Source organism: Paenibacillus gallinarum, assembly GCF_014836635.1.
Taxonomy (GTDB): domain Bacteria; phylum Bacillota; class Bacilli; order Paenibacillales; family Paenibacillaceae; genus Paenibacillus; species Paenibacillus gallinarum.
Window position 1 is genome coordinate 127,052 of record NZ_JACSQL010000004.1, and the last position, 20,673, is coordinate 147,724.

Genomic DNA, 20,673 nt, shown 5'->3' on the forward strand with positions numbered 1-20,673 from the left:
AAAGACCCTCTATAAGACGATCTGTATAACAGATATCTAAGAGGGTCTTTGTTTGTATAATTAAATTGATCTGATTAAATAAATAAATTAATTCCCGATTGATCTGCTTGACCGAGATAATATCCAACTCCGCCAATTTTCACACCGTCAATGAGTTCTTCTTTCTGTATTCCCATCACATCCATAGACATCTGGCAAGCCACAAGCTCAATCCCTTGTTCTTTAGCCGTCTCCATTAAATCCTCAACGGACGAGATGTTATTCTTTTTCATAACGCCGCGAATCATCTTGGATCCGGCGCCTATCATATTCATGCGGGATAAAGGAAGTTTACGACTGCCGCGCGGCATCATGAGACCAAACATTTTGCCAAGGAAATCTTTTTTTACTTGTATAGGTTCCGATTTACGAAGGACATTCAGTCCCCAAAACGTGAAGAACATGGTGACTTTCTTGCCGCTTGCCGCAGCTCCATTCGCAATGATAAAGGAGGCAATGGCCTTATCTAATTCACCGCTGAATACGACCATGGTTGTTCCTTCGGGTGCTTTGGCAGGACTAGGGACTGTGCCTGGTGCCGGCGTTGCGTAAGTCTGATCTTCGCTCGTTGTTTCTTTTTTTCTCAAGATTGCTTTAATCTGTCCATCATGCATACGTTCCACCTGAAGCGTATCATGGTTAGACATGCGTGCAAAGGATTTTACATCTTCGTAAAAGCCCGGATCTGTTGCTGTGATTTGCAGCACTTGTCCTGGGCTTAGACCATCCATGGCTCGTTTGGCTTCGATAAGAGGTCCGGGACAAGATAAGCCGCAGGCATCCAGATGGATGTCGGCAGAAATGTTATTTTCAGATGCTTGCTTTGTCTCGTTTGGGTGAGCAGCATCTATGAAGTTCGAAGCTGCAGGTGCAGGAGTGGAGGAATCCATTTTCTTCTCCGGTTTGAATGCACTCATCTTGTATGTTTTGTACCCTCCTGTCAGATTGCGAACACGATAGCCATGCTGCTGTAAAATGCGGGCAGCGGTGTAGCCGCGCAGACCAACTTGGCAGTACACCCAGATTTCTTTATTAGGATCGAGTTCATGCATACGTTCTCTCAGCTCATCCACCGGAATATGTAGGGAACCAGGAATATGTCCGTTTTGATGCTCAATCGCAGATCTCACATCGACCAGTAAAGACTGACTAGAATCCATTTCACCCAGTTCATCTGGTGTAAATACATTCATTCTTCCTGCCACTACGTTCTCCGCAACGTAACCCAGCATATTTACAGGGTCCTTGGCAGAGGAGAAAGGGGGAGCATAGGCCAGATCAAGTTCAGTAAGGTCGGTAACGGTTCCGCCAAAATGGAGAACGGTCGCGATATCATCTATACGTTTGTCCACTCCCACTCTTCCCACCGCCTGTGCTCCGAGAATCACACCCTGCGGATCAAACAACAGCTTGATTGTCATTGGTGTTGCTCCAGGATAGTAAGCTGCATGTGCATTGGGGTGTACATAGACCGTATGGTAGTCGGTACCAAGCTCTTTCAGCTTCTTCTCGGTAAGTCCGGTTTGTGCACCCGTCAGTTGAAATACCTTAATAATGGATGTTCCGTGGCCGCCTTTATAAGTTGTCTTAAGTCCGGCAACTCGGTCTGCTGCAATTCGGCCTTGTTTATTGGCTGGTCCGGCAAGCGGAATCGCAGTAACTGCTCCGCCTTCATGAATCTCCACGGCATCACCGACCGCATAGATATTTGGTATATTGGTTTCTAGTGCTGTACTGACCTGTATATGACCGCGATTTCCAAGGGCAATGCCGCTGTCTTTTAGAAAACTGGTATCTGGTTTCACACCTACGGCGAGAATGACAAGGTCACTAGTGAGCACTCGGCCGCTGCGGAGCGAAAGGGTGACTTTGCCGTTTGTGTCATTAAAAGACTCTACCGTATCCTGAAATAACAACTCTACACCTTGTTGCTCCATTTCCTGAGCTAGGATATTCGACATTTCGCGGTCAAATGTACCGAGAAGCTGATCCGCTGACTGGACCACCGTTACTTCAAGTCCGGCTTCCTTAAGGTTCTCGGCCATTTCTACTCCAATATACCCTCCGCCTACAACGACGGCTGTTTTTGTCTCAGGAGAGATCACCTGTTTTTTAATCCGATCTGTGTCTGGAATGTTCCGAACCGTATGGATTTGGGGGTGGTCAATACCTGGCAGAGCAGGGCGGATCGGTGCTGCGCCTGGTGATAGGATGAGGGCATCATAACTCTCCTCATAGGTTCCTTTTTCAGCACTGCGAACGGTCACTGTTTTTCTTTCGGCATGGACAGCAATCACTTCGCTCTTGGTACGAATATCAAGGTTGAATCGCTGAGTCATTGCTTCCGGTGTCTGCACAATAAGCTTAGAACGATCAATGATGGTGTTTCCGATATAGTACGGTAATCCACAGTTAGCAAATGATATGTATTCATCTCGTTCAAACATGATGATATGTGCTTCTTCATCGAGCCTTCGTAGACGAGCAGCTGCAGATGCCCCGCCCGCTACGCCTCCTACAATGATGACTTTTTTACTCATTTATTTGTCCTCCTGAAAAAATAATTCCATCAGCCCTTTTACACGGGGGTCTTTCACTGTATAACGAACTTCAAGTCCATGTCGCTCGGTCTCGACGATGCCCATACTGCGTAGTTTCTGCAGATGCTGGGAGACCGTAGACTGTGGCAAACCAAGACATTCCTGCATGTAAGTCACATTACAGTGGCCTTTCGAGAGTAAACCTCTAATGATACAGAGTCTGACAGGATGAGCGAGTGCTTTCAGACATTCGGACATCTCGTTATATTGTTTAATATCGTTATCCATCATTTCACCTCAGTAATTTATATATTACTATATCGCAATATTACGTTATAGTGATATTAAAGTCAAACTTTGGGCAAAAGAAAACCCAAGCACTCGCATTTCTGCGAAGCTTGGGCCGAGGTTTCAATCCCGCTTTGTATGTTATTTATCCCTTCACTGCCTGAAGAACGGCATATCCATAGGCAGGTACAACAATGGAGATTTCGCCACTATTCACCGGTTGCTCCATACCAGAGAAGAGGTCAATATATTTATCGAATTTAACCGATATATTAAATTGCTCCGGTTCCTCCGATTTACTCATTAGCACAAGGATATTTTCCTTATCATTTTTCCGCTCAAAAACGATTCTTTTCCCTTGTGGTTCGGCTTCAATGAACTGAATCTCGCCCGTCCGAAGCGCAGCATGGTTTAGACGAAGACGTATTAGTTTTTGGTAGAAAGAGAATAGTTCCCGGTCTTGCTTTTCTTCGTCCCATTCCATACATTTACGGCAGTCTGGATCATATTCTCCATCCATTCCGATTTCGTCTCCATAATAAATGCACGGAGCACCAAGATACGTAAACTGGAAGAGTGCAGCAAGTTTCATTTTGCGCTTATCTCCATTACAAAGGGTTAGTAGACGAGCGGTATCATGACTATCCAGCAAGTTAAAGGCAACTTCAGAAGCCTGGAGCTGATATCTAGATAGCTGGCGACCGATCGAGTTAGCAAACTGGTAAGCATCCATCTTGTCGATTACAAAGAAATCATTAACCGCGTTGGTGAATGGATAGTTCATGGAGGCATCAAACTGATCTCCTTGCAGCCAAGGTGAGGATTCATTCCAAACTTCTCCGAGAATATAGGCGTCGGGGTTGGCTTTTTTGACCGTACTGCGGAACTCACGCCAGAACTGATGATCCACTTCATTCGCTACATCAAGACGCCAGCCGTCTGTCCCGACTTCTTTGATCCAATATTCGGCTACCTTCAGCAAATATTCTTTCACTTCCGGGTTTTCGGTGTTCAGTTTCGGCATCAGCGGTTCAAAAGAAAAGGTATCATATGTGGGAATGCCGTCTTCTACATCAATCGGAAATTTACGAACATGAAACCAATCTTTATATTTGGAATTCTCACCGTTCTCATGTAAGTCGACAAAAGGCTTGAATGTACGCCCAGAGTGATTAAATACAGCATCAAGCAATACGCGAATTCCGCGTTCGTGGCATAAGTTGACGAGCTTCTTAAGTGTATCTGCATCACCAAAGTGACGATCCACTCGTAAATAGTCTTCTGTATCATATTTATGATTGGTGGTAGCTTCAAACACAGGGGTAAAGTAGATCGCTGTTATACCAAGTTCAGATAAATAATCGAGATGATCAATTACACCTTGAAGATCACCGCCAAAGAAATTATCCCGTTCCGGCTTGCCGCCCCAAGGGAGGACTCCTTCCGGATCGTTGCTTGGATCTCCGTTAGCAAAACGCTCAGGAAAGATCTGATAGAACACAGCATCTTTAACCCAAGCGGGCGGGGTGAAGACATCAACCGGATTAATATAAGGGAACTCGAACATTCGGCTAGGGGTTTCTGGTTCTTCGTCTAAAAAGTCATTTTCATCCATCCATATCGATTCACTATCACTCTCCAGATGGAAAGCATAACGTAACCGGTGATAAGGTGGTTTTACTTCGCATGTAAAATAATCAAACATGGAATCAGATGTCCATTTTTTAAGAGGAAGATACATTTTTGTTTTCTCCCAGTCATATTTGTCACCGGCAAGAAGCGTTATTTGGTGGACATCGTCTCGTTTGGTACGAATCCGGAGATGGACCGTATCTTTGTCATATGCATAGGCCCAGTGCTGTTTAGGGTGATGATAGATAGCTTCTAATAACATGAGAGAACCTCCTAATAATGATGTGCAAAATAAGTAAGGGAATCTTAAAAAAATCCATACTGTTTATTTTTACCCACATTAAAAAAGGTACAACCTAAAGAGAGTCTAATTCTCCGAGGTTGTACCTGATAATCATCAGATAACATTGCCTTTAATTTATGTTTCTTCCACATTATGTATTACAAGTATATGATTTAATAATATACCATTTAGGTGAATTTATGCAATCGTGAGTGAGGAGTTATGCTAGATAGTTGAAGTTCATCCGGCCTTCATATTCATTCGAAGTACCGGATGAGGAGAGTTATAATAAATTATTTATATTTGCGCGAAGGACCTGGCAGGAGTATTTGAACAGTTTCATTTCCTCTTCTGCTAGCTGAAGCTCGATAACCTCTTCGATTCCTCTGCCTCCAATAATGGCAGGAACGCCAATACATATATCTTTTTGTCCGTATTCGCCATCTAGAATAGAAGAGACAGCGATAATTTTGTGATCATCCGTCAGGATGGAACGTGTAATGAACGCAATTGCACTGCCGATACCGAACTGGGTCGACCCTTTTCGGGTGAAAATCTCCCAGCCTGCATCCCGTGTCTTGCGGGAAATATCTGCAAGATCAAGATGTTTGAATCGTTCCTTATGCTGATCGAGGATATGAAGAATGGGTTTGCCGCCAATGGTAACATGAGACCAGGCCACAAATTGAGATTCGCCATGTTCTCCAAGTGCATATCCATGAACACTGCGCGGATCGATGGAGAAGATCTCCGATAGAATGGTTTTAAGTCTCGAAGAATCAATCGAAGTCCCTGTTCCAATGACTTGGCTTCTCGGTAGACCAGACAGTTTCCAGACTAGATAAGTAATGATATCCACGGGGTTCGCAGCTACTACAAATACACCTTCAAATCCGCTCTCCATAATAGGTGCCACAATATCTTTCGTAATCAGTACGGCTTCTTCTAAGATATCCAGCCGAGTCTGCCCTGGTTTTGGATTAGCACCTGCCGTAATAATAATGACATCCATATCTTTGCAATCAGCATAAGTTCCGGCATGTACCTTCGTCCGCTGATAAGTGAAATCCATGCTATGGGACAAATCGAGCGCTTGACCGAGTGCTTTCTCATAGGTTCGCCCGATGAGCATAATTTCACCTGCGATGGCTTGATTAATCATTGAGTATGCTGCACTCGAACCGACAAGACCTGCTCCAACAATCGCCACTTTTCCTGTTCTGCTTCGCATCACCCATCTGCCCTCCCGTTATAAACCGTCATGATGAATATAAACATGAAGTTCTTTCTGTTTCGTTATCATTATATTCTATGCATGCATCTATTCAACGTTACATAAGATAACATAATTTTTGTGTTTTTATCAATAATCAAACTATACTTTCTATTATTTAGGAGGTAATGTTACATGCTGATGACACAACAGAGCTAAAGGACATGAAGAAAGGAGAGGGTCCTGTCGAAAGACACAGGAGAAAAGTCATATTTTATACCTGACAAAACTTCTTACGATACCTCATTCTTAGAAGAATTACGCCAAAGGAAATAAGAAGGAAAGAACGAATTTAGAGTATAACAAGATTTATAGAGAGTCACCCGTGAGTGAAACGTCTTTATAACTACTTGTTACCTTAAATCAAGTTCTCAGCGTTATGAGATTGATTTAACTAATCCATTAGATAAGACTGTTGCTCGCGCAAACAACAGTTCTTAAGACGCCCTTATCCATAATGTTGACCAAAGCAGGCATTGTTCATGACGAATGTTTTTACAAACAAATCGATTGTAAAATCCGGGAGGTAATGAATATGAATATGCATTTGAATGGTAACGAAACAGGAGCAACGACGGAGACTGCAAAAGAACTGGGTATTGGAGCGAGCACACTTCGTAAATATGCGGCGGCACTGGAAGAGCAAGGGCACCATTTTGAACGTGCGGCAAACAAATCAAGATTATTTGGCAACCGTGATATCGAGCGGGTGAAAACTCTAATGACGCTTCTTCGTGAGCAGAACCTACCTTTGCAAGATGCGGCTGTTATTGTCATGGAGATCGGCAGTGAGAAAGCAGCTGCTGCAAAAGAGATCGTGAACCCAGCATTGGCACACAATGCAGCTTCATCGGTTCAGACGCATTCGCTTGTAGAGCAGAAACAAGTTCTTCAGACAGCAGGGGTGACTTCTGCACAAATAGAACAAATGAATGTAGAATGGCAGATGCTCCAAGAGCGTATGGTAGAGCTTGAACAGGAGCAAGCAAAACTTCGAAAACAAAATGATGAACTGCAAGTGCTGGTGGGAGAACAACAAACATGGATGCGAGAGAAGCTGGAAGAGGATCGAGATCGCCAGCTAATTACGAATTTACGCAGTTATCAAGGACGTAAACAGAAGCCGAAGACCAAGGGACATTCCCTCCGAATGTTGTTTGGGTTACTCCCGAAAAGCAGGAGGGAGGCGTGATGATGAGCAGGGGCGTGATGAAGATGACAACAAAATCGTTATGCCGGATTCATCATAGACAGTTTCTTCGCTCACCTTATCGTCTGAAAGATACAGTTCAAATTACAGGACCTCCCGTAACTGAGGGTTTTTATTTTTAGATATTTAGAGTTACAATAGAAAGGAGGATTCGATAAAAGCGACAAGGAGAGCCACAAATGATTATTTTAAAAAGTAAAGATGAGATTCAATATATGAAGAAGGCTGGCGAGATTCTTGCCGCTTGTCATAGAGAGATTGCAGGGCTCATTCGCCCAGGCATTCAAACTCAAGAAATTGATGCATTTGCAGAGAGCTTTATGAAAAAGCATGGTGCAACACCAGAGCAAAAAGGGTATAACGGATATCCATATGCAACTTGTGCCTCGGTTAATGACGTGATCTGTCACGGTTTCCCTGGGAAATACGCGCTGAAAGACGGGGATATCGTTACCATTGATATGGTTGTTAATCTGGATGGCTGGCTTGCGGATTCCGCATGGTCTTATGCTGTAGGTAATGTATCAGAATCAGCACAGAAGCTGCTGGATGTAACAAAAACTTCCTTATATAAAGGAATTGAAAAAGCCGTAATCGGCAACCGGATCGGGGATATCTCGAATGCTATTCAGGTATATGCGGAAGGAGTAGGATTTTCTGTAGTACGTGAATTTATTGGGCACGGGATCGGACAAGATATGCATGAAGAACCGCAAGTACCTCACTATGGACCTGCTGGACGCGGTCCGCGTCTGAAAGAAGGCATGGTGATCACGATTGAACCGATGCTGAACATCGGAACATATCGCAGCAAGTTAGACAGTGATGGCTGGACTGCCCGCACACAGGATGGCGAATTGTCCGCTCAATATGAGCATACCATTGCGATTACCGCAGATGGTCCTATTATTTTGACTGAACAATAAGCAGATACCGGTAAATGAGATGTGAGGAGAAGAGACGTACTTTTCCCATATACTCTAGGTAGGTAAGTAGATCATTACTTAAGAAACAGGACTCCTTTTATCCTCCACATAAAGAGAGCCCTGTTTCTTTGTGTTTTCTTTTATTATAGAAGATCGGATAGTTACATTACGCACAGACAATAATAGCAACATACCATAAGATGAAGCGGACGCTTTGCGGGACGACGAACGTAAGTATTGTGAGAAAGGATGTCTGCATAAAATGAGTAGCCGCAAAAGTAAACGCACATTCAGTAGTCCCCTGTTATGGGGAGCAGGAATTGTCGTTATTTTATTGATACTACTAGCAGTGGTAAATGGAAGTGAGAAGGAAGAAGAGTCCAAGGTACTCACTGCGGTAACGAACGAAGAAGTGTCCACCTTTTTGGAGCATGACGAGTCGGGGTTTCTATATGTGGGCCGTCCCACATGTCCAGCTTGTCGTCAGTTTATGCCCCTGCTAGAGGATGCTATACAAAGTACGGGTCAGACGGTGTATTATTACAATACAGATGAAGGCCGTGAGCAAGATGAAGAGAAATTAGGAACGTTGTTAGACCAGCTTAAGATTGAATCTGTACCTGCTCTTCTCTATATAGAGAATGGCGAAGAAGCGGACAGGTTAACGCCAGGAACGATGGATCAGGAAGCCATCGATGCTTTTTTAAATAGCAAAAAGTAAAAAGCTCTAGAAATTGAACACATCCGGTGTTCGATTCCAGAGCTTTTTTATCGACTTAAGAACTCGTTGAAGACTCCTTGGCCTCAAAAGTTTCATTGTAATGCCGCAGCATATACAGCCGCCAGTGAAGTAGCATCCCAAAAGCCAAAACAAAAAATAAGGCTCCTGTCTGAACTACGGTTATATAATTTTGTATAAATTCATGGAGTAGTAAGCGAACCGTAAGCAAACCTAATAAGATGAACATAAAGCTTTTGGAACTAGAAACATAGATCTGCCCATCTCTTTTCTCAAATTTGGTGCTTTTAATGAGCGGGTATGCAAATAAAAACCAACCAACCAAAAAAGCAACAACGGCCCATAGAAACGGAAAGTGTGTCTGTGGCACGACAAACATCAAGAATCCAGTGCTCATACCGAGGGGAGGAATGATAATCTTCCGTTTGGTAATGGGTCTGTTTGCTGCTTTCATGCGAATAAAAATGGCACTGAGCGCAATGAAGATCATACCAATGGTTGCTGCGATTTGTAAAAATGAAGAGCTTATCGGCACGTATAGGACCTCTCTTTTACTTAAAATCAAATTTTCTTCATTATATCATATCTTCACTAAAACACTCTTACCGAGTTGTTTGTGATTCGGATGTGAACCACGTTTCTTTTCATTTCTTACCACCCGAATTATACTTAGACTGTGCTTGCCAAAATAAAGATAGATAAAGATATAGAGGATGGTGAACACTTGAAATCTGGTGTCTGGAAAACGACCGTAATTCTTGGGATATTAGTGCTGGTTTTAGTCCTTGTAAACTATCCTACGATTCAGTGGAGAGCAAACCCGAGTCGGACGATAGATATTGCTATTATTGATAAATCAGTATCGGATATGAATTATAACGAGCATAAAGGTCTTACTTGGATCTTAAACCAGCAAAAAATAAGGGACCGAAATGGTTATACCTATGTTAATGATGAGAGCTATTACGGATTTAACCCAAGCGCTGCAAATAATATCCAGTCCCTTCCTTCTACGCTGCGAGGGAAAGATCTGATCTATGCAGCAGATACATATGGAATATACAAACAGGAACAACAAGCAGATCAGACATATAAACAAAAGTTAATCTATGGCGGAATGAAAATAGAGGATGTCCAAAAAATACAGTATGCGACGGCAACAGGAACTACTTTTATCGGAGAATATAATATTCTTGGCGCGCCTACAGATGAGGGAGTCAGACAACAACTTGAAAATATGCTTGGTATACATTGGTCTGGTTGGAAGGGGAGATATTACTCAGAATTAGCGGATGTATCGATCCCTATGAAACAGGGGTACGCTCTTGCAACAGGGAAAGAATGGGCCTATCAGGGAGAGGGAATCTTATTCATTGATGAAAAAGAGAACATGGTGGTATTGGATAGCAGCGATCTAGATGCTCATTCGTTTGGAGTTGAGTTCTCGGAAAAAGGGTACGAGTGGAGCCAGATGAAAGGGAAGACGAGCTATCATGGATGGTTTGATATTGTAGAACCTCGCAAAAGGGCAGAGGTACTGGCAGAGTATACGATGGATTTGTCCGACGCAGGAGCGAAGAAATTAAAGTCTGCAGGGATTCCAGATCATTTTCCTGCAATTACTCGGTTTAATCATACGACACATTATTCTTACTATTTTTCGGGAGATTATGCAAACCGCGTGGACACGCCTTACCCTACTCAGTATATAGGCTGGGATGTGGTCATGAGATTCTTTATTCCAAGAACGCATCAAAATGCATTCTACTGGGAAATATACGTTCCGGTTATGAAGCAGATCTTCAGTGAGATCAAAGCATCATCGTAAGACACAGGAAATGAAGCAGGTCGTTGTCGTAACAAAGGGGCCTGTCTTGACAAATGAAACTGTCACCATTATAGTAACATTTTTACATGTATTACCAACAACGGGCAGAGTCTGGTTTGATTTTAGGCGGTTTGCGTAACATAATAGGGTAGAAACAGATAAGCACGGTAAGATTATGGGAGGGCAGGATAATGAACAGTGAGTTTACCATTGCGGTGCATGGTCTGTTGTATCTGGGAGTCCGAGAAGGACGTATTGCAAATAGTGAAGATATTGCCGCTAGTGTAACAACTCATCCAGCCAGAGTACGTAAAGTTCTGAGTGTACTCCGTAAGCATAGATATGTGACAACAAAAGAAGGAGCTCACGGCGGATATATGCTTAGCAGTAATCCCTGTGATGTTAGGTTAGGAGATTTATATCGATTATTTGCACTGGGTTCCTTTGCTCCGCACTGGCGTTCCGGGGACGAGGATTCGAATTGTGTAGTCTCTTCGAATATCAAGGAAGTCATGGGCACTATTTACGAGGATGGAGAACGGGTAGTAGAACTGTACCTCGATAGTATCACACTTGAAGAAGTACAGAAGAGGTTAACAGATAAAGAAAAACATCGTATGAATCGTCTTCAATAAAGGAAGACAGAATACGTAAAGTCTGGCTGAGAAGCCGGGCTTTTTTTATTTTAATTTTCCTTTATTAGATTTTATAATACAATAATTACCATGAGATAATGGAAATGGAAGGAATGGTGCGAGATTTATGAAGGAGTATATCCTCTTTTTACATAGAAATGAGCAGTTACTGTTTACGTTAGCCTATAGCTTAACGAGAGATTTAGATCAGGCTGGAGAGTTGCTTGCTGAAGGTGTGGCCGTTTATTGGTCTAAGCTAAAAGAAGACGAGCAACAGAATGGAACTATATCTCTGATACGAGAAGAAGTAGAGGATAAGGATACAATCTTCGTCTCACAAATGTACGGAATCTTCTCAGCTTTGGTACAAAACAATGTTCAATACAAGAGAAATGAGAATCTAAGTAATCATGGGATAGAGCATCAGATGGTCAGCGATCGGTCGCTGGCACTGGAGGAGTCCATATCTACATTGAAAAATGAACTTCGTTCCATATTTCTATTAATCTATTTGTTTGGCTGGGAGAATGAGAGAATTGCCACTTATACGGATTCAACTATTCAGATAGTAGAGAAGAAACAGAATGAAGTAATTTCTATATCTCACCGTAGAATGTCTTCTCGTTTTGGAGAGATCAATCCTCTTTTTCTAAATCGCCACTTTGAGAAAGAACGAGCAGCAATTGCTAGTGTCGAGAAAGAGTTTATTAGGTGTTACATAGTAAAAGGACTTTCCCCAGCTGGACTAAAGAAAGGAAACAAAATGAGAAGGAGAAAAAGCAGGAAAACTTGGTTTCTTGGCATGATGGGGATTGTTGCAGCGGCGGTACTTCTGTTGTCCATTACTGGTTTTCCAAAGCTCCTATTACAAGATAACGCAAAAGATAGGCTTGCTTCTATTCCGGATGGACAAGTAAGTACAATCGAAGCAGATGTAAGTTATTTCAAGGAAGCTGCGATTCAGGAGGCGACGTTATTAAAGAGATTAAATTCAGCAATGGGTCAGTCTGAATATCTCGGCTATCAGCCTGAATATCTTGGGTATACGGTACGACAGAAAGGAATTCGTCTGACCATTGATGGAATGATGACTATGGGGAGTGAAACGGTCATTTGGTATTCCCTCGAAAATGAGGAGGGAGACGAAACACCCAAAATTATAGATGGGACTATGGATTCCATTCATTCGGATGAGTTTAGTGGATCAATAGGGATTATTCGAAATCATAGAGAACTGACAACTGACTCGCTGTCCAAAGTTCAAGGACAGATTATATTCTCTAGATTAGATACATCAGACTTTAAACCCGAACTGAAGCAGCCGCAGCCTGCTTTATTAAAATTAGACGTATACTTAGGCCAAAAACAGTCCAACTATACCGTTTATCAAATCGAAATTCCTGCTGGAGAGGCTGATGATTCTTCAATGATAAAAGGAATGAATAAGCGCATAGAAATCAATGGATATACGATTACACTAACTGATGTGAAATATACCAAGTATGTAACCGAAGTGAAGTGGGAGCCTGATCGAGCTAATCCCAAAGTTATTGATCAATTAGTAGAGCCAATGCTTCTAATGAAAGTAGGAGAAGAGGAACGGCATTTTCCTGCCGTAAGAACAAGTGCAGATGGAAGGACCATTTATTTTCCTACACTAGCATATGAGGGCTATCTTAACACTACTGAGTTTCAAATAAGCGGTGCGTTAACGGCACTTGAAAATCAAGAATTCATTGTGAATACGGATCAAGGTGAATTAATAGATGAACCTACATCTTTTGATGGGACTTACGAGATAGAGAAAGATGCAGACAAAGGGACCATAACTTTTCATTATACAATTACTGATCAAGAGAACTGGTTGTTCCTTAAAAATCAGTATACGGATGACTCAGGCAGCCAGCATGATGTTCTTGAGAAAAAACGGGCACAGAATCAGTTCTCATATACGTTCTCTGATCAAGAATATAGTCAGCCTTTGCACTTCTCCGTTATGGGCTATCCAGATCAAATTGTACAGGAAGCAAAAGTGATGATTAATGAATAAATGCATTCACTAAAGGAGGAGTTCGATATTGAATCCATACCATTCATATAAGGACGAAGAGTTAACGACAGCTGTGAATCAGGCTGATTTCGGGGCGTACGAAGAGCTGCTAGACCGAAAAACAGTAGATTTATATCGGATTAGTTCTGCTCTTACGAGAGAAAATACACGGGCAGAACAGTTGCTTCAGGATACAATTGCTGCCGGTTGGTATGAATGCAGGAAGAGCGAAGATCAAGAAATCGATGTACCGCTCCTTTTAGTGCAGACGCTGCTAATACAAGACAAGCAAAGGCAAGGCAGGAGTCGGCAGAACTTGTCCTCTATGGAAGTCACCTCGATGGGAGCAAATTCTATGGAATCAAGAGATGCTGAAGAGAACTCAAGCAAATCTCTCCCAGTGAAACAGATGGTAAGCCAGCGGTCGAAGCTAATAGAGCAGTCGATTGATCGCATGCCCACTTCCGTAAGACAAGTGTTCCTGCTGTCCTATCTAGCAGAGAAAGACAGGTCTACAATTGCATCATACATAGGGAAGACAGAAAAGATTGTGACTCGGTACTTGCAACAAGCGATGACGATAATCGCAAGAGAGCTTGGGGAGAAAGGTGAGGATATACACTCATCCTCGCTGCGGAAGCATTTTGAAGAAGAGCGAGAACGGATCGAGATTAATCTACATACGGGAAAGGTAGAAGCTGCTGTTCAGCAAGGATTGAGAGAGGCAAGAAAAGAAAGAAGTTCCAATCAACACTCGAAGCGTAGGGTCTACCGATGGTCTTTTATTGGTGCCATGCTGCTGCTTATCGTATCTGCTGCTGTATTCTATATGATTACAGATAGTCGTTCCCAAGCTGATTTACATCAGCCGCTGAATGCGGAAGGAACTTTGGTTACACCGGATATGAGTTACTGGAAACGTACAATGAAGCAGGAACCGGGCTTAGAAAAGCGTTTGAACGAAGAGGATTATTTGCCGATTGGAAAAGTGCTGCCAGAAAACAATGGGTTGAGGCTCATTATAGATGGAGCAATGGATACGAGTACCGGCTTCATTCTATGGTATACGCTTGAAAATGTAGGAGGAACAGAAGCACCTTTGCTCGATAATGGGCTCATAAGAAATCGCTCTAACGAAAATATAATTGGATCTGGTGATTCCGGTGAGGAAGGTATCCAATATGTAACAAAAGGAAATAAGACGCAGGGCAGGCTGACCTTGTCATTATCTAACAATGCGACGACTGACTTACTTGCAGTTGAGAAAGAAGTAACCATCACGGCGAACGCCGATGATGAGAGATTTCGGTATGCTGAGTTTGTGATGGATCATCCTGTTTTTCCAGAAAAGCCGAAGAAAACAATTGAAGTGAATGAGCACTTTACCATTCAAGAGCAGGAGTATTATATCAAATATATTTCTTTGTCTACTCAAAATACAAGGGTACGTGTAGAAGCAGTGGGAGCAAAAAATCAATCTGAAGCGGATGATGCTGTAGAACGCTTAGTAGAGCCAAGTCTGTATGTAGTAAATAAGAGCTTTCTAGGTACGAGCAGAAAATCGCATTCATTACTGGAGAGCTATGGCTCTGATCTTATTTTTGATTCGATCTATTATGAGGAGTACACGGAGCTTAGCCTCCAAGTTGAAGGGTTTAAGAAACATGAGGGGGATTTTGCGTCATTTATTATAGATTCGAGCACAGGTGGAGTTATACATAGTGATATGAATCTACCAAAATATATGAGGATTTCAACACCGACAAATGAGGAAACACTTTACCTGCACTATCCAATAGAGAATAGAGATCGTTATGGGATATACGGAAACTTTATGGATGGGGAGGGCAATCGCTATCAGATTAACGGCGCAATCAAGAAGAAAGATGAAATCTTGTACAAACTTCCGAATGTACCTTATATCCAGCCTCTCCAATTTCGCTTTTATGAGATAAATACAGATGAACTCGAACTGATTCAAAATGAAGAAGAGCTTCCAAATGTACAGAACCGACTTATTATTCCAATGGTAAAGATGTAATGGCATGAGCTAATAAATCATTATATGAACCATGAACAATACAGAAAGGTGATGAGATATAACATTGAATACACATCATCAATTATCAGACGAACAACAATCTCATGCAACAGGTACTGGGGAAATGACAGCATATGCTGAGTTAATACAGCACAGAGCCTCTGAATTATACAAAGTAAGTTATGCACTGACCAGAGAACATGTAGGGGCAGAACAGTTACTTCGACATACAATTGCTGCTGTCTGGTATGAATGCAGAAAAAATAAAGATCAAGAAATTGATGTACCGCTCCTTTTAGTGCAGACGCTGCTAATACAAGACAAGCAAAGGCAAGGGAGGAGTCGGCAGAACTTGTCCTCTATGGAAGTCACCTCGATGGGAGCAACTTCTATAGGGTCAAGAGTCGCAGATGAGAATCCAAGCGAATCTCTTCCAGTGAAACAGATGATAAGCCAGCAGTCGAAGCAAATAGAGCAGGCGATTAATCGCATGCCTACTTCCGTAAGGCAAGTGTTCCTGCTGACCTATCTTGCAGAGAAAGACAGCTCCGAAATTGCAACATACATAGGGAAGAGAGAAAAGATCGTGACTCAGCGTTTACAGCAAGCGATGACGATACTTGCAAAGGAGATTGGAGAAAACAGCGAGGATATGCTTCGATCCTTGCTGCGGAAGCATTTTGAAGGAGAGAGAGAAATACTGCTGTTAAACCTAGCAGAAAGGAAGTGGGAATCTGCTGTGCTTCAAGGCTTGCAGGATGCAAGGGAGGGTGAAAAACCACCGACGCGTACAACGAATATAGTAGGTTGGTCTATTAGTGGGGTCATTGCGGTTCTTGCTGTCATGCTCTTTGTTTTCAATCCATGGGCTCCAGAAAAAATCCATGAGGCATTGAATCGGGAAGGAACACTTGTTGTACCTGATCTGAGTTACATGATGGAGACAGGAGAGGAAAATAATCTTATCAAGGAAAAAATAGATGACGGTGACTATGTAGAGCTGGGTCAGGTGATGGAGACAGATAACGGTGTGCGTCTCATATTGGATGCAGCCATGAACTATGGGAGAGAGAAATTATTTTGGTACACCCTTGAGAAGGGGGAACTGCAACATATTCCTTTCATATCAAGGGGAGAAATCATGGATGCAAGTGAAACAGACTTAATTGGGAATCTTCAAGGAACTAGAAACCTTACAAGTGAGAGCGATTCATCCTTGAAAGGGATGATGTTATTAACTAAAAATGATAGCTCTCTGCTGAAGTCTACTGAAGGGGCACTAATAAAGTTCGTAATTGAAACTCAGGAGGATCAACGTAACCGTACCTATAGTCTTTCTACGCCTTATCCTAAACTGCCGGAAGAGGAAGCGAAACATGTGATACTGCGCGATAGCTTCACTGTGGAGGGACAATCTTTTGAATTAACTGAGCTGATTATGACAACGGAGTATACCCAAGTGAGATTGAAACCAGATCCTGAGAATAGGTATAGTATCGACAGTATAGATAGCATTGTTCTAGAAACAGGGACTGACGATAACCGCCGTGGATATGGAACCTTTGAACTGGGAGTCGATTATCTTCTCTTTCCATCCATTTATTATGAAGAATTTGATCATCTGCAGCTTAGCATGGAAGAGACCTTAGCGAATGTTGATCCTGTTCTAGTAATCGATACAGACAAGGGCAAGATTGTCTCCTCACCTAAAGATTCAGCAGATATTACTACCGAATTATCTATTGATCAAAGCACGATCGAAGATGGTTATTTTACAGTCAATTTTCCAAACTGGAAAGAAACAGATTTTCATGTTTCCAATCAGTATGAAGATGCGGCAGGGAGTTCTTATTTTGTTCAGGATAATGAGTATAGTGTAGAAGACAGGACTACTTCTTTAAAACTGAATGATTTTAGCCATGTTCAGCCATTAACCTTTCATTTGACATCTTATTCAGATACTACCGAGAATAACTCGATGCGAATCAGTATCCCACTCATTGGTTCTACAGATAACGTAAAGGAGTAAATAAATCCATGGCAAAAATAAATCGAGGGCGCTACACAGCGAAAATGGAACAAGGATATGCCGTTCTTATCATTGGCATGCGGGTGAATAAACTGTGGGCGATACCGTCTTGGCTACCTGTATTCACCGCCATGGGCCGGATGATTCGTGAGCTATATACGAATAAGGAATGGGGATTCTTATCTGCTGAATTCATGTTCACAGCCCGTGGTCCTACCGTCATCCAGTATTGGCGCTCGTTTGGCGATATGGAGCGATATGCTAAAGAAGGGGGCATTCATCTAAAAGCCTGGCGTGAATTTAACCAGCTCTCTCGTAAGACAGATGCGGTAGGAATTTACCATGAGAGCTATCTTATTGAGCCAGGACAATATGAAAATGTGTACGTTAATATGCCGTCCTTTGGACTTGGTAAGGCGGGGAACTTGATTCCAGCCGATCCGCATCAAGCTGCAAGGGACCGGCTGCGGCACAACGATACACAAGAAGAATAGGTCTTTTTGTTATACGCTTGATCGCTTAACAAGTTCAAATGGGATCGAACGTTTGATTGTTCCGCCCGTCGACGTCTGCCCTGCTTTTCTCATCTCATGGAATACGTGAAAAGCTTCCTGGCCAATCCGCTTCAAGTGTTGATCAATGGTTGTCAGTTTCAAAGCTTCTGAGATCAGAAGGTTATCAAAGCCCACAATCGCCAGATCTTCGGGAATTCGAAGTCCTGCTGCTTGTGCTTGAAGAATGACACCTGCTGCCACCTCATCACCTGTAATGAGGAGAGCAGTGGGTCTTTTTTTCATGTTCATCATTCTCTCTACAATACGAATTCCGTCTTTCATTTCCGTACTATCTTCAAAAATCCACTCCGGGTTTAGAGGTGCATCTAGTTCCGCAAGTACATCAGTATACGCCTTATACCGCTGCTGGCTGCTTGTACTATGTGCGCGGCCGATACAGTATCCGATATCTGTGTGCCCATGTTCGGTTAAGTGTTTCATACCTGCAATAAAAGCATCATAATGATCCGTATATACAGAAGAGATCCGCTCATCTTCTATATACTCACAGGTCACGATCGGACCATATGTTCCGTAGCTCGCAATTTTCTCTACAGAGAGGGATCTAGAGCAGAGAATGAGTCCATCGATCTGTTTGGTGCGAAGCAGATGGAGTGCTTGTTCTTCCTCGTTTCGATCATATCTGCTTTGATATAACAGCGTACCATACCCGGCTTCGGAGGCTTCATCCATAATTCCAGAAAGGATGGCATGAAAATAAGAATGGCTGCTCGGCACAATAACCCCAATTGTTTTCGTCTGTCCTTTGATTAAATGTACAGCATTGGCATTTGGTGTGTATCCTTGCTGATCTATTACTTGCTGAACTCTCCTGCGTTTCTCTTCACTCACATAGGGATGTCCGCTAAGTACACGGGAGACAGTAGATACAGACACACCTGCCAGCATGGCAATGTCTTTGATATTGGCCATAGGAGGACCCTCACTTCAATAATCCAGTATTTTACATAACAAAGAATTCTTCTATAATCATTATAATCATGAAAAGGAAGAAACCAAAAAAGCCCCTATGAGAGGGGCTGTAAATGGACTTTGAAAAGAACAGGTGAACCTGAATCTTAGATATTTTCACCATTCGTTTTAATGACATCTTGGTACCAGTAGAAGCTGTCTTTTTTGATGCGGCGCAGGTCTTTATCTTCTTCTTCATCCTGATTGACATATACAAAACCGTACCGTTTCTGATATCCGTTCAGCCAGCTCAACAGATCGGTGAAGGACCAGCTGCAATACCCAATGAGCTCGACACCATCCATCATCGCTTCTTTACACTGACGAATATGAGATTCTAAGTAAGCAATCCGGTATGCATCGTGAATCTGACCGTCTTCTTCTAGTTTATCAAACTCGCCAAGACCATTTTCTGTAATGAAAATAGGCAGGTTATAACGACTGGTGATCCGGCGCATACCGATTCGAAGACCGATGGGATCAATCGCCCAGTCCCAATTCGATTTTTCTACATGAGGATTATCTGCTGTTTTATACAAGCCAGGGATACCTGTTGCTTCATTGCTTCCTTTTTTGCCAGTATTGTTCATTTTCCCGAAAGACACACCGTCCAGCGGGTTATGCTCATACGTGATGGTCTGGTAATAGTTTACGCCAACAAAATCGGGTTTGCCTTTCAGCAGTAACTCTTGATCTCCTTCTTCAAACGTTGGAGCAAGTCCCATGCTTTTAAGATGACGATATGGAATACTTGGATACGTTCCTCTGCAGTAAACATCCAGCCACCAGTAACTCGTAAATTCTTCTGCATTCTCAAAAGCGAGCATGTCTTTGGGTGAACTTGTTGCCGGGTAGGAAGGTGTATAGGCAAAACTCGGTCCAATTTTACCATCAGGTACGTATTTACGGAACGAGTCAATCACCTTCGCATTGGCAAGAAACATAATGTGGTTCGCTTCATAGAAACGTTTGCGATCCCTCACGCCCGGCGGATGCAAAGCTTGCATAAAGGCAAGGTTGGTATTGTGATTCTGTTCATTTAAGGATACCCAATATTTCACTCGGTCTCCAAATCGTTTGTACAGAGTGATGCAGTATTCGTTAAAGTCTTCAATAATTTCTCGGGACTCCCAGGCACCGTATTTTTCTTGAAGAGCTTGCGGTACATCCCAGTGATACAGTGTAAGAACAGGTTCAATACCGTGAGCCAGCAGTTCGTTAATTAGATTATCGTAAAACTGAAGTCCTGCTTCATTTACTTTCCCTGTTCCTTCCGGATAAATCCGTGGCCAGCTGACCGAAAAACGATATGTTTTAAGACCCATTTCTGCCATGAGCGCGACGTCTTCCTTATAGCGATGATAGTGGTCAACTGCTATTTTTCCACTCGTTCCTTTATACGTTTTTCCAGGAATCTCGGTATAAATATCCCATACGGAAGGTCCTTTACCGTCCTCGTTCCAAGCGCCTTCAATCTGGTAAGCGGCTGAAGCTGAACCCCATAGAAAATGCTCTGGAAAAGGATTTAGTTTCTCATGAATCATTGAATGATGCCTCCTTATATATGGTTACATTTGTTGTTATCTAGCATGTACACAAGTAGGTTACGTTATGAAATGCATTTCAGAGCAAGC

At 42.6% G+C, this 20,673-nt stretch carries 17 protein-coding genes; 10 read left to right on the plus strand and 7 right to left on the minus strand.

The features are described 5' to 3' along the window. Positions 1-74: 74 nt before the first annotated feature. The 4 genes from H9647_RS11630 to H9647_RS11645 form a co-directional block, all read right to left on the minus strand. Positions 75-2,579: a CoA-disulfide reductase gene (locus H9647_RS11630; protein WP_191800020.1), complete on the minus strand. Its 2,505-nt coding sequence runs from the start codon at positions 2,577-2,579 to the stop codon at positions 75-77. Then, entirely contained in the window at positions 2,580-2,867 is a 288-nt protein-coding gene (locus H9647_RS11635; protein WP_160035228.1) for an ArsR/SmtB family transcription factor, read from the minus strand. It abuts the gene before it with no gap. Between the two features lie 145 nt (positions 2,868-3,012). Beyond that, complete coding sequence (locus tag H9647_RS11640; protein ID WP_191800022.1) at positions 3,013-4,761, minus strand: alpha-glycosidase; 1,749 nt, start codon at positions 4,759-4,761, stop codon at positions 3,013-3,015. Between the two features lie 304 nt (positions 4,762-5,065). Beyond that, positions 5,066-6,013: an L-lactate dehydrogenase gene (locus tag H9647_RS11645; RefSeq protein WP_191800336.1), complete on the minus strand. Its 948-nt coding sequence runs from the start codon at positions 6,011-6,013 to the stop codon at positions 5,066-5,068. Between the two features lie 577 nt (positions 6,014-6,590). Between H9647_RS11645 and H9647_RS11650 the strand changes: the two genes are divergently transcribed. The 4 genes from H9647_RS11650 to H9647_RS11665 all read left to right on the plus strand — a co-directional run bounded on the left by H9647_RS11650 (position 6,591) and on the right by H9647_RS11665 (position 8,912). Next, a complete protein-coding gene (locus H9647_RS11650) occupies positions 6,591-7,247 on the plus strand; it encodes a MerR family transcriptional regulator (RefSeq protein ID WP_191800025.1) in 657 nt (218 codons plus the stop codon). Continuing rightward, positions 7,247-7,387 carry a hypothetical protein gene (locus H9647_RS11655; protein WP_191800027.1) on the plus strand — a complete coding sequence of 47 codons (141 nt, stop codon included), beginning with the start codon at positions 7,247-7,249 and terminating at the stop codon, positions 7,385-7,387. Before H9647_RS11650 ends, H9647_RS11655 begins: the two co-directional genes overlap by 1 nt. A gap of 57 nt (positions 7,388-7,444) precedes the next feature. Beyond that, positions 7,445-8,191 carry a type I methionyl aminopeptidase gene (gene map / locus H9647_RS11660; protein WP_191800029.1) on the plus strand — a complete coding sequence of 249 codons (747 nt, stop codon included), beginning with the start codon at positions 7,445-7,447 and terminating at the stop codon, positions 8,189-8,191. Positions 8,192-8,453: 262 nt separating this feature from the next. Next, the gene (locus tag H9647_RS11665; RefSeq protein ID WP_191800031.1) at positions 8,454-8,912 is read left to right on the plus strand and encodes a thioredoxin family protein; all 459 of its coding nucleotides are present in this window, start codon (positions 8,454-8,456) and stop codon (positions 8,910-8,912) included. A gap of 55 nt (positions 8,913-8,967) precedes the next feature. Here the strand turns inward: H9647_RS11665 and H9647_RS11670 are convergent, their stop codons facing one another. Continuing rightward, a complete protein-coding gene (locus H9647_RS11670) occupies positions 8,968-9,465 on the minus strand; it encodes a CcdC family protein (protein WP_318245296.1) in 498 nt (165 codons plus the stop codon). A 189-nt stretch (positions 9,466-9,654) separates the two neighbouring features. On the opposite strand from H9647_RS11670, the gene H9647_RS11675 reads away from it, so the two are divergent. The 6 genes from H9647_RS11675 (at position 9,655) to H9647_RS11700 (ending at position 18,007) form a co-directional block, all read left to right on the plus strand. After that, on the plus strand, positions 9,655-10,758 hold the full coding sequence (locus tag H9647_RS11675) for a hypothetical protein (protein ID WP_191800033.1): 1,104 nt from the start codon (positions 9,655-9,657) through the stop codon (positions 10,756-10,758). Between the two features lie 191 nt (positions 10,759-10,949). Further along, positions 10,950-11,393, plus strand: coding sequence for an Rrf2 family transcriptional regulator (locus H9647_RS11680; protein ID WP_191800035.1), 444 nt, complete (start codon positions 10,950-10,952; stop codon positions 11,391-11,393). Between the two features lie 127 nt (positions 11,394-11,520). After that, a complete protein-coding gene (locus H9647_RS11685; protein ID WP_191800037.1) occupies positions 11,521-13,443 on the plus strand; it encodes a hypothetical protein in 1,923 nt (640 codons plus the stop codon). A gap of 28 nt (positions 13,444-13,471) precedes the next feature. After that, positions 13,472-15,484, plus strand: a complete 2,013-nt coding sequence (locus H9647_RS11690; protein ID WP_191800039.1) for an RNA polymerase sigma factor — start codon at positions 13,472-13,474, stop codon at positions 15,482-15,484. A gap of 64 nt (positions 15,485-15,548) precedes the next feature. Beyond that, positions 15,549-17,513 carry an RNA polymerase sigma factor gene (locus H9647_RS11695; protein ID WP_191800040.1) on the plus strand — a complete coding sequence of 655 codons (1,965 nt, stop codon included), beginning with the start codon at positions 15,549-15,551 and terminating at the stop codon, positions 17,511-17,513. A gap of 8 nt (positions 17,514-17,521) precedes the next feature. After that, positions 17,522-18,007 carry a DUF4188 domain-containing protein gene (locus H9647_RS11700; RefSeq protein WP_191800042.1) on the plus strand — a complete coding sequence of 162 codons (486 nt, stop codon included), beginning with the start codon at positions 17,522-17,524 and terminating at the stop codon, positions 18,005-18,007. A gap of 9 nt (positions 18,008-18,016) precedes the next feature. Here H9647_RS11700 and H9647_RS11705 read toward each other — a convergent pair whose 3' ends face one another. Next, on the minus strand, positions 18,017-19,000 hold the full coding sequence (locus H9647_RS11705; protein ID WP_191800044.1) for a LacI family DNA-binding transcriptional regulator: 984 nt from the start codon (positions 18,998-19,000) through the stop codon (positions 18,017-18,019). A gap of 146 nt (positions 19,001-19,146) precedes the next feature. Further along, positions 19,147-20,583: a glycoside hydrolase family 1 protein gene (locus tag H9647_RS11710; protein WP_191800045.1), complete on the minus strand. Its 1,437-nt coding sequence runs from the start codon at positions 20,581-20,583 to the stop codon at positions 19,147-19,149. Positions 20,584-20,673 lie beyond the last annotated feature (90 nt).

Coding starts and splice junctions, on each gene's coding strand:
- H9647_RS11630 (WP_191800020.1), bottom strand. CDS start 2,579: ATGAGTAAAAAAGTCATCATTGTAGGAGGCGTAGCGGGCGGGGCATCT.
- H9647_RS11635 (WP_160035228.1), bottom strand. CDS start 2,867: ATGGATAACGATATTAAACAATATAACGAGATGTCCGAATGTCTGAAA.
- H9647_RS11640 (WP_191800022.1), bottom strand. CDS start 4,761: ATGTTATTAGAAGCTATCTATCATCACCCTAAACAGCACTGGGCCTAT.
- H9647_RS11645 (WP_191800336.1), bottom strand. CDS start 6,013: ATGCGAAGCAGAACAGGAAAAGTGGCGATTGTTGGAGCAGGTCTTGTC.
- H9647_RS11650 (WP_191800025.1), top strand. CDS start 6,591: ATGAATATGCATTTGAATGGTAACGAAACAGGAGCAACGACGGAGACT.
- H9647_RS11655 (WP_191800027.1), top strand. CDS start 7,247: ATGATGAGCAGGGGCGTGATGAAGATGACAACAAAATCGTTATGCCGG.
- map (WP_191800029.1), top strand. CDS start 7,445: ATGATTATTTTAAAAAGTAAAGATGAGATTCAATATATGAAGAAGGCT.
- H9647_RS11665 (WP_191800031.1), top strand. CDS start 8,454: ATGAGTAGCCGCAAAAGTAAACGCACATTCAGTAGTCCCCTGTTATGG.
- H9647_RS11680 (WP_191800035.1), top strand. CDS start 10,950: ATGAACAGTGAGTTTACCATTGCGGTGCATGGTCTGTTGTATCTGGGA.
- H9647_RS11685 (WP_191800037.1), top strand. CDS start 11,521: ATGAAGGAGTATATCCTCTTTTTACATAGAAATGAGCAGTTACTGTTT.
- H9647_RS11700 (WP_191800042.1), top strand. CDS start 17,522: ATGGCAAAAATAAATCGAGGGCGCTACACAGCGAAAATGGAACAAGGA.
- H9647_RS11705 (WP_191800044.1), bottom strand. CDS start 19,000: ATGGCCAATATCAAAGACATTGCCATGCTGGCAGGTGTGTCTGTATCT.
- H9647_RS11710 (WP_191800045.1), bottom strand. CDS start 20,583: ATGATTCATGAGAAACTAAATCCTTTTCCAGAGCATTTTCTATGGGGT.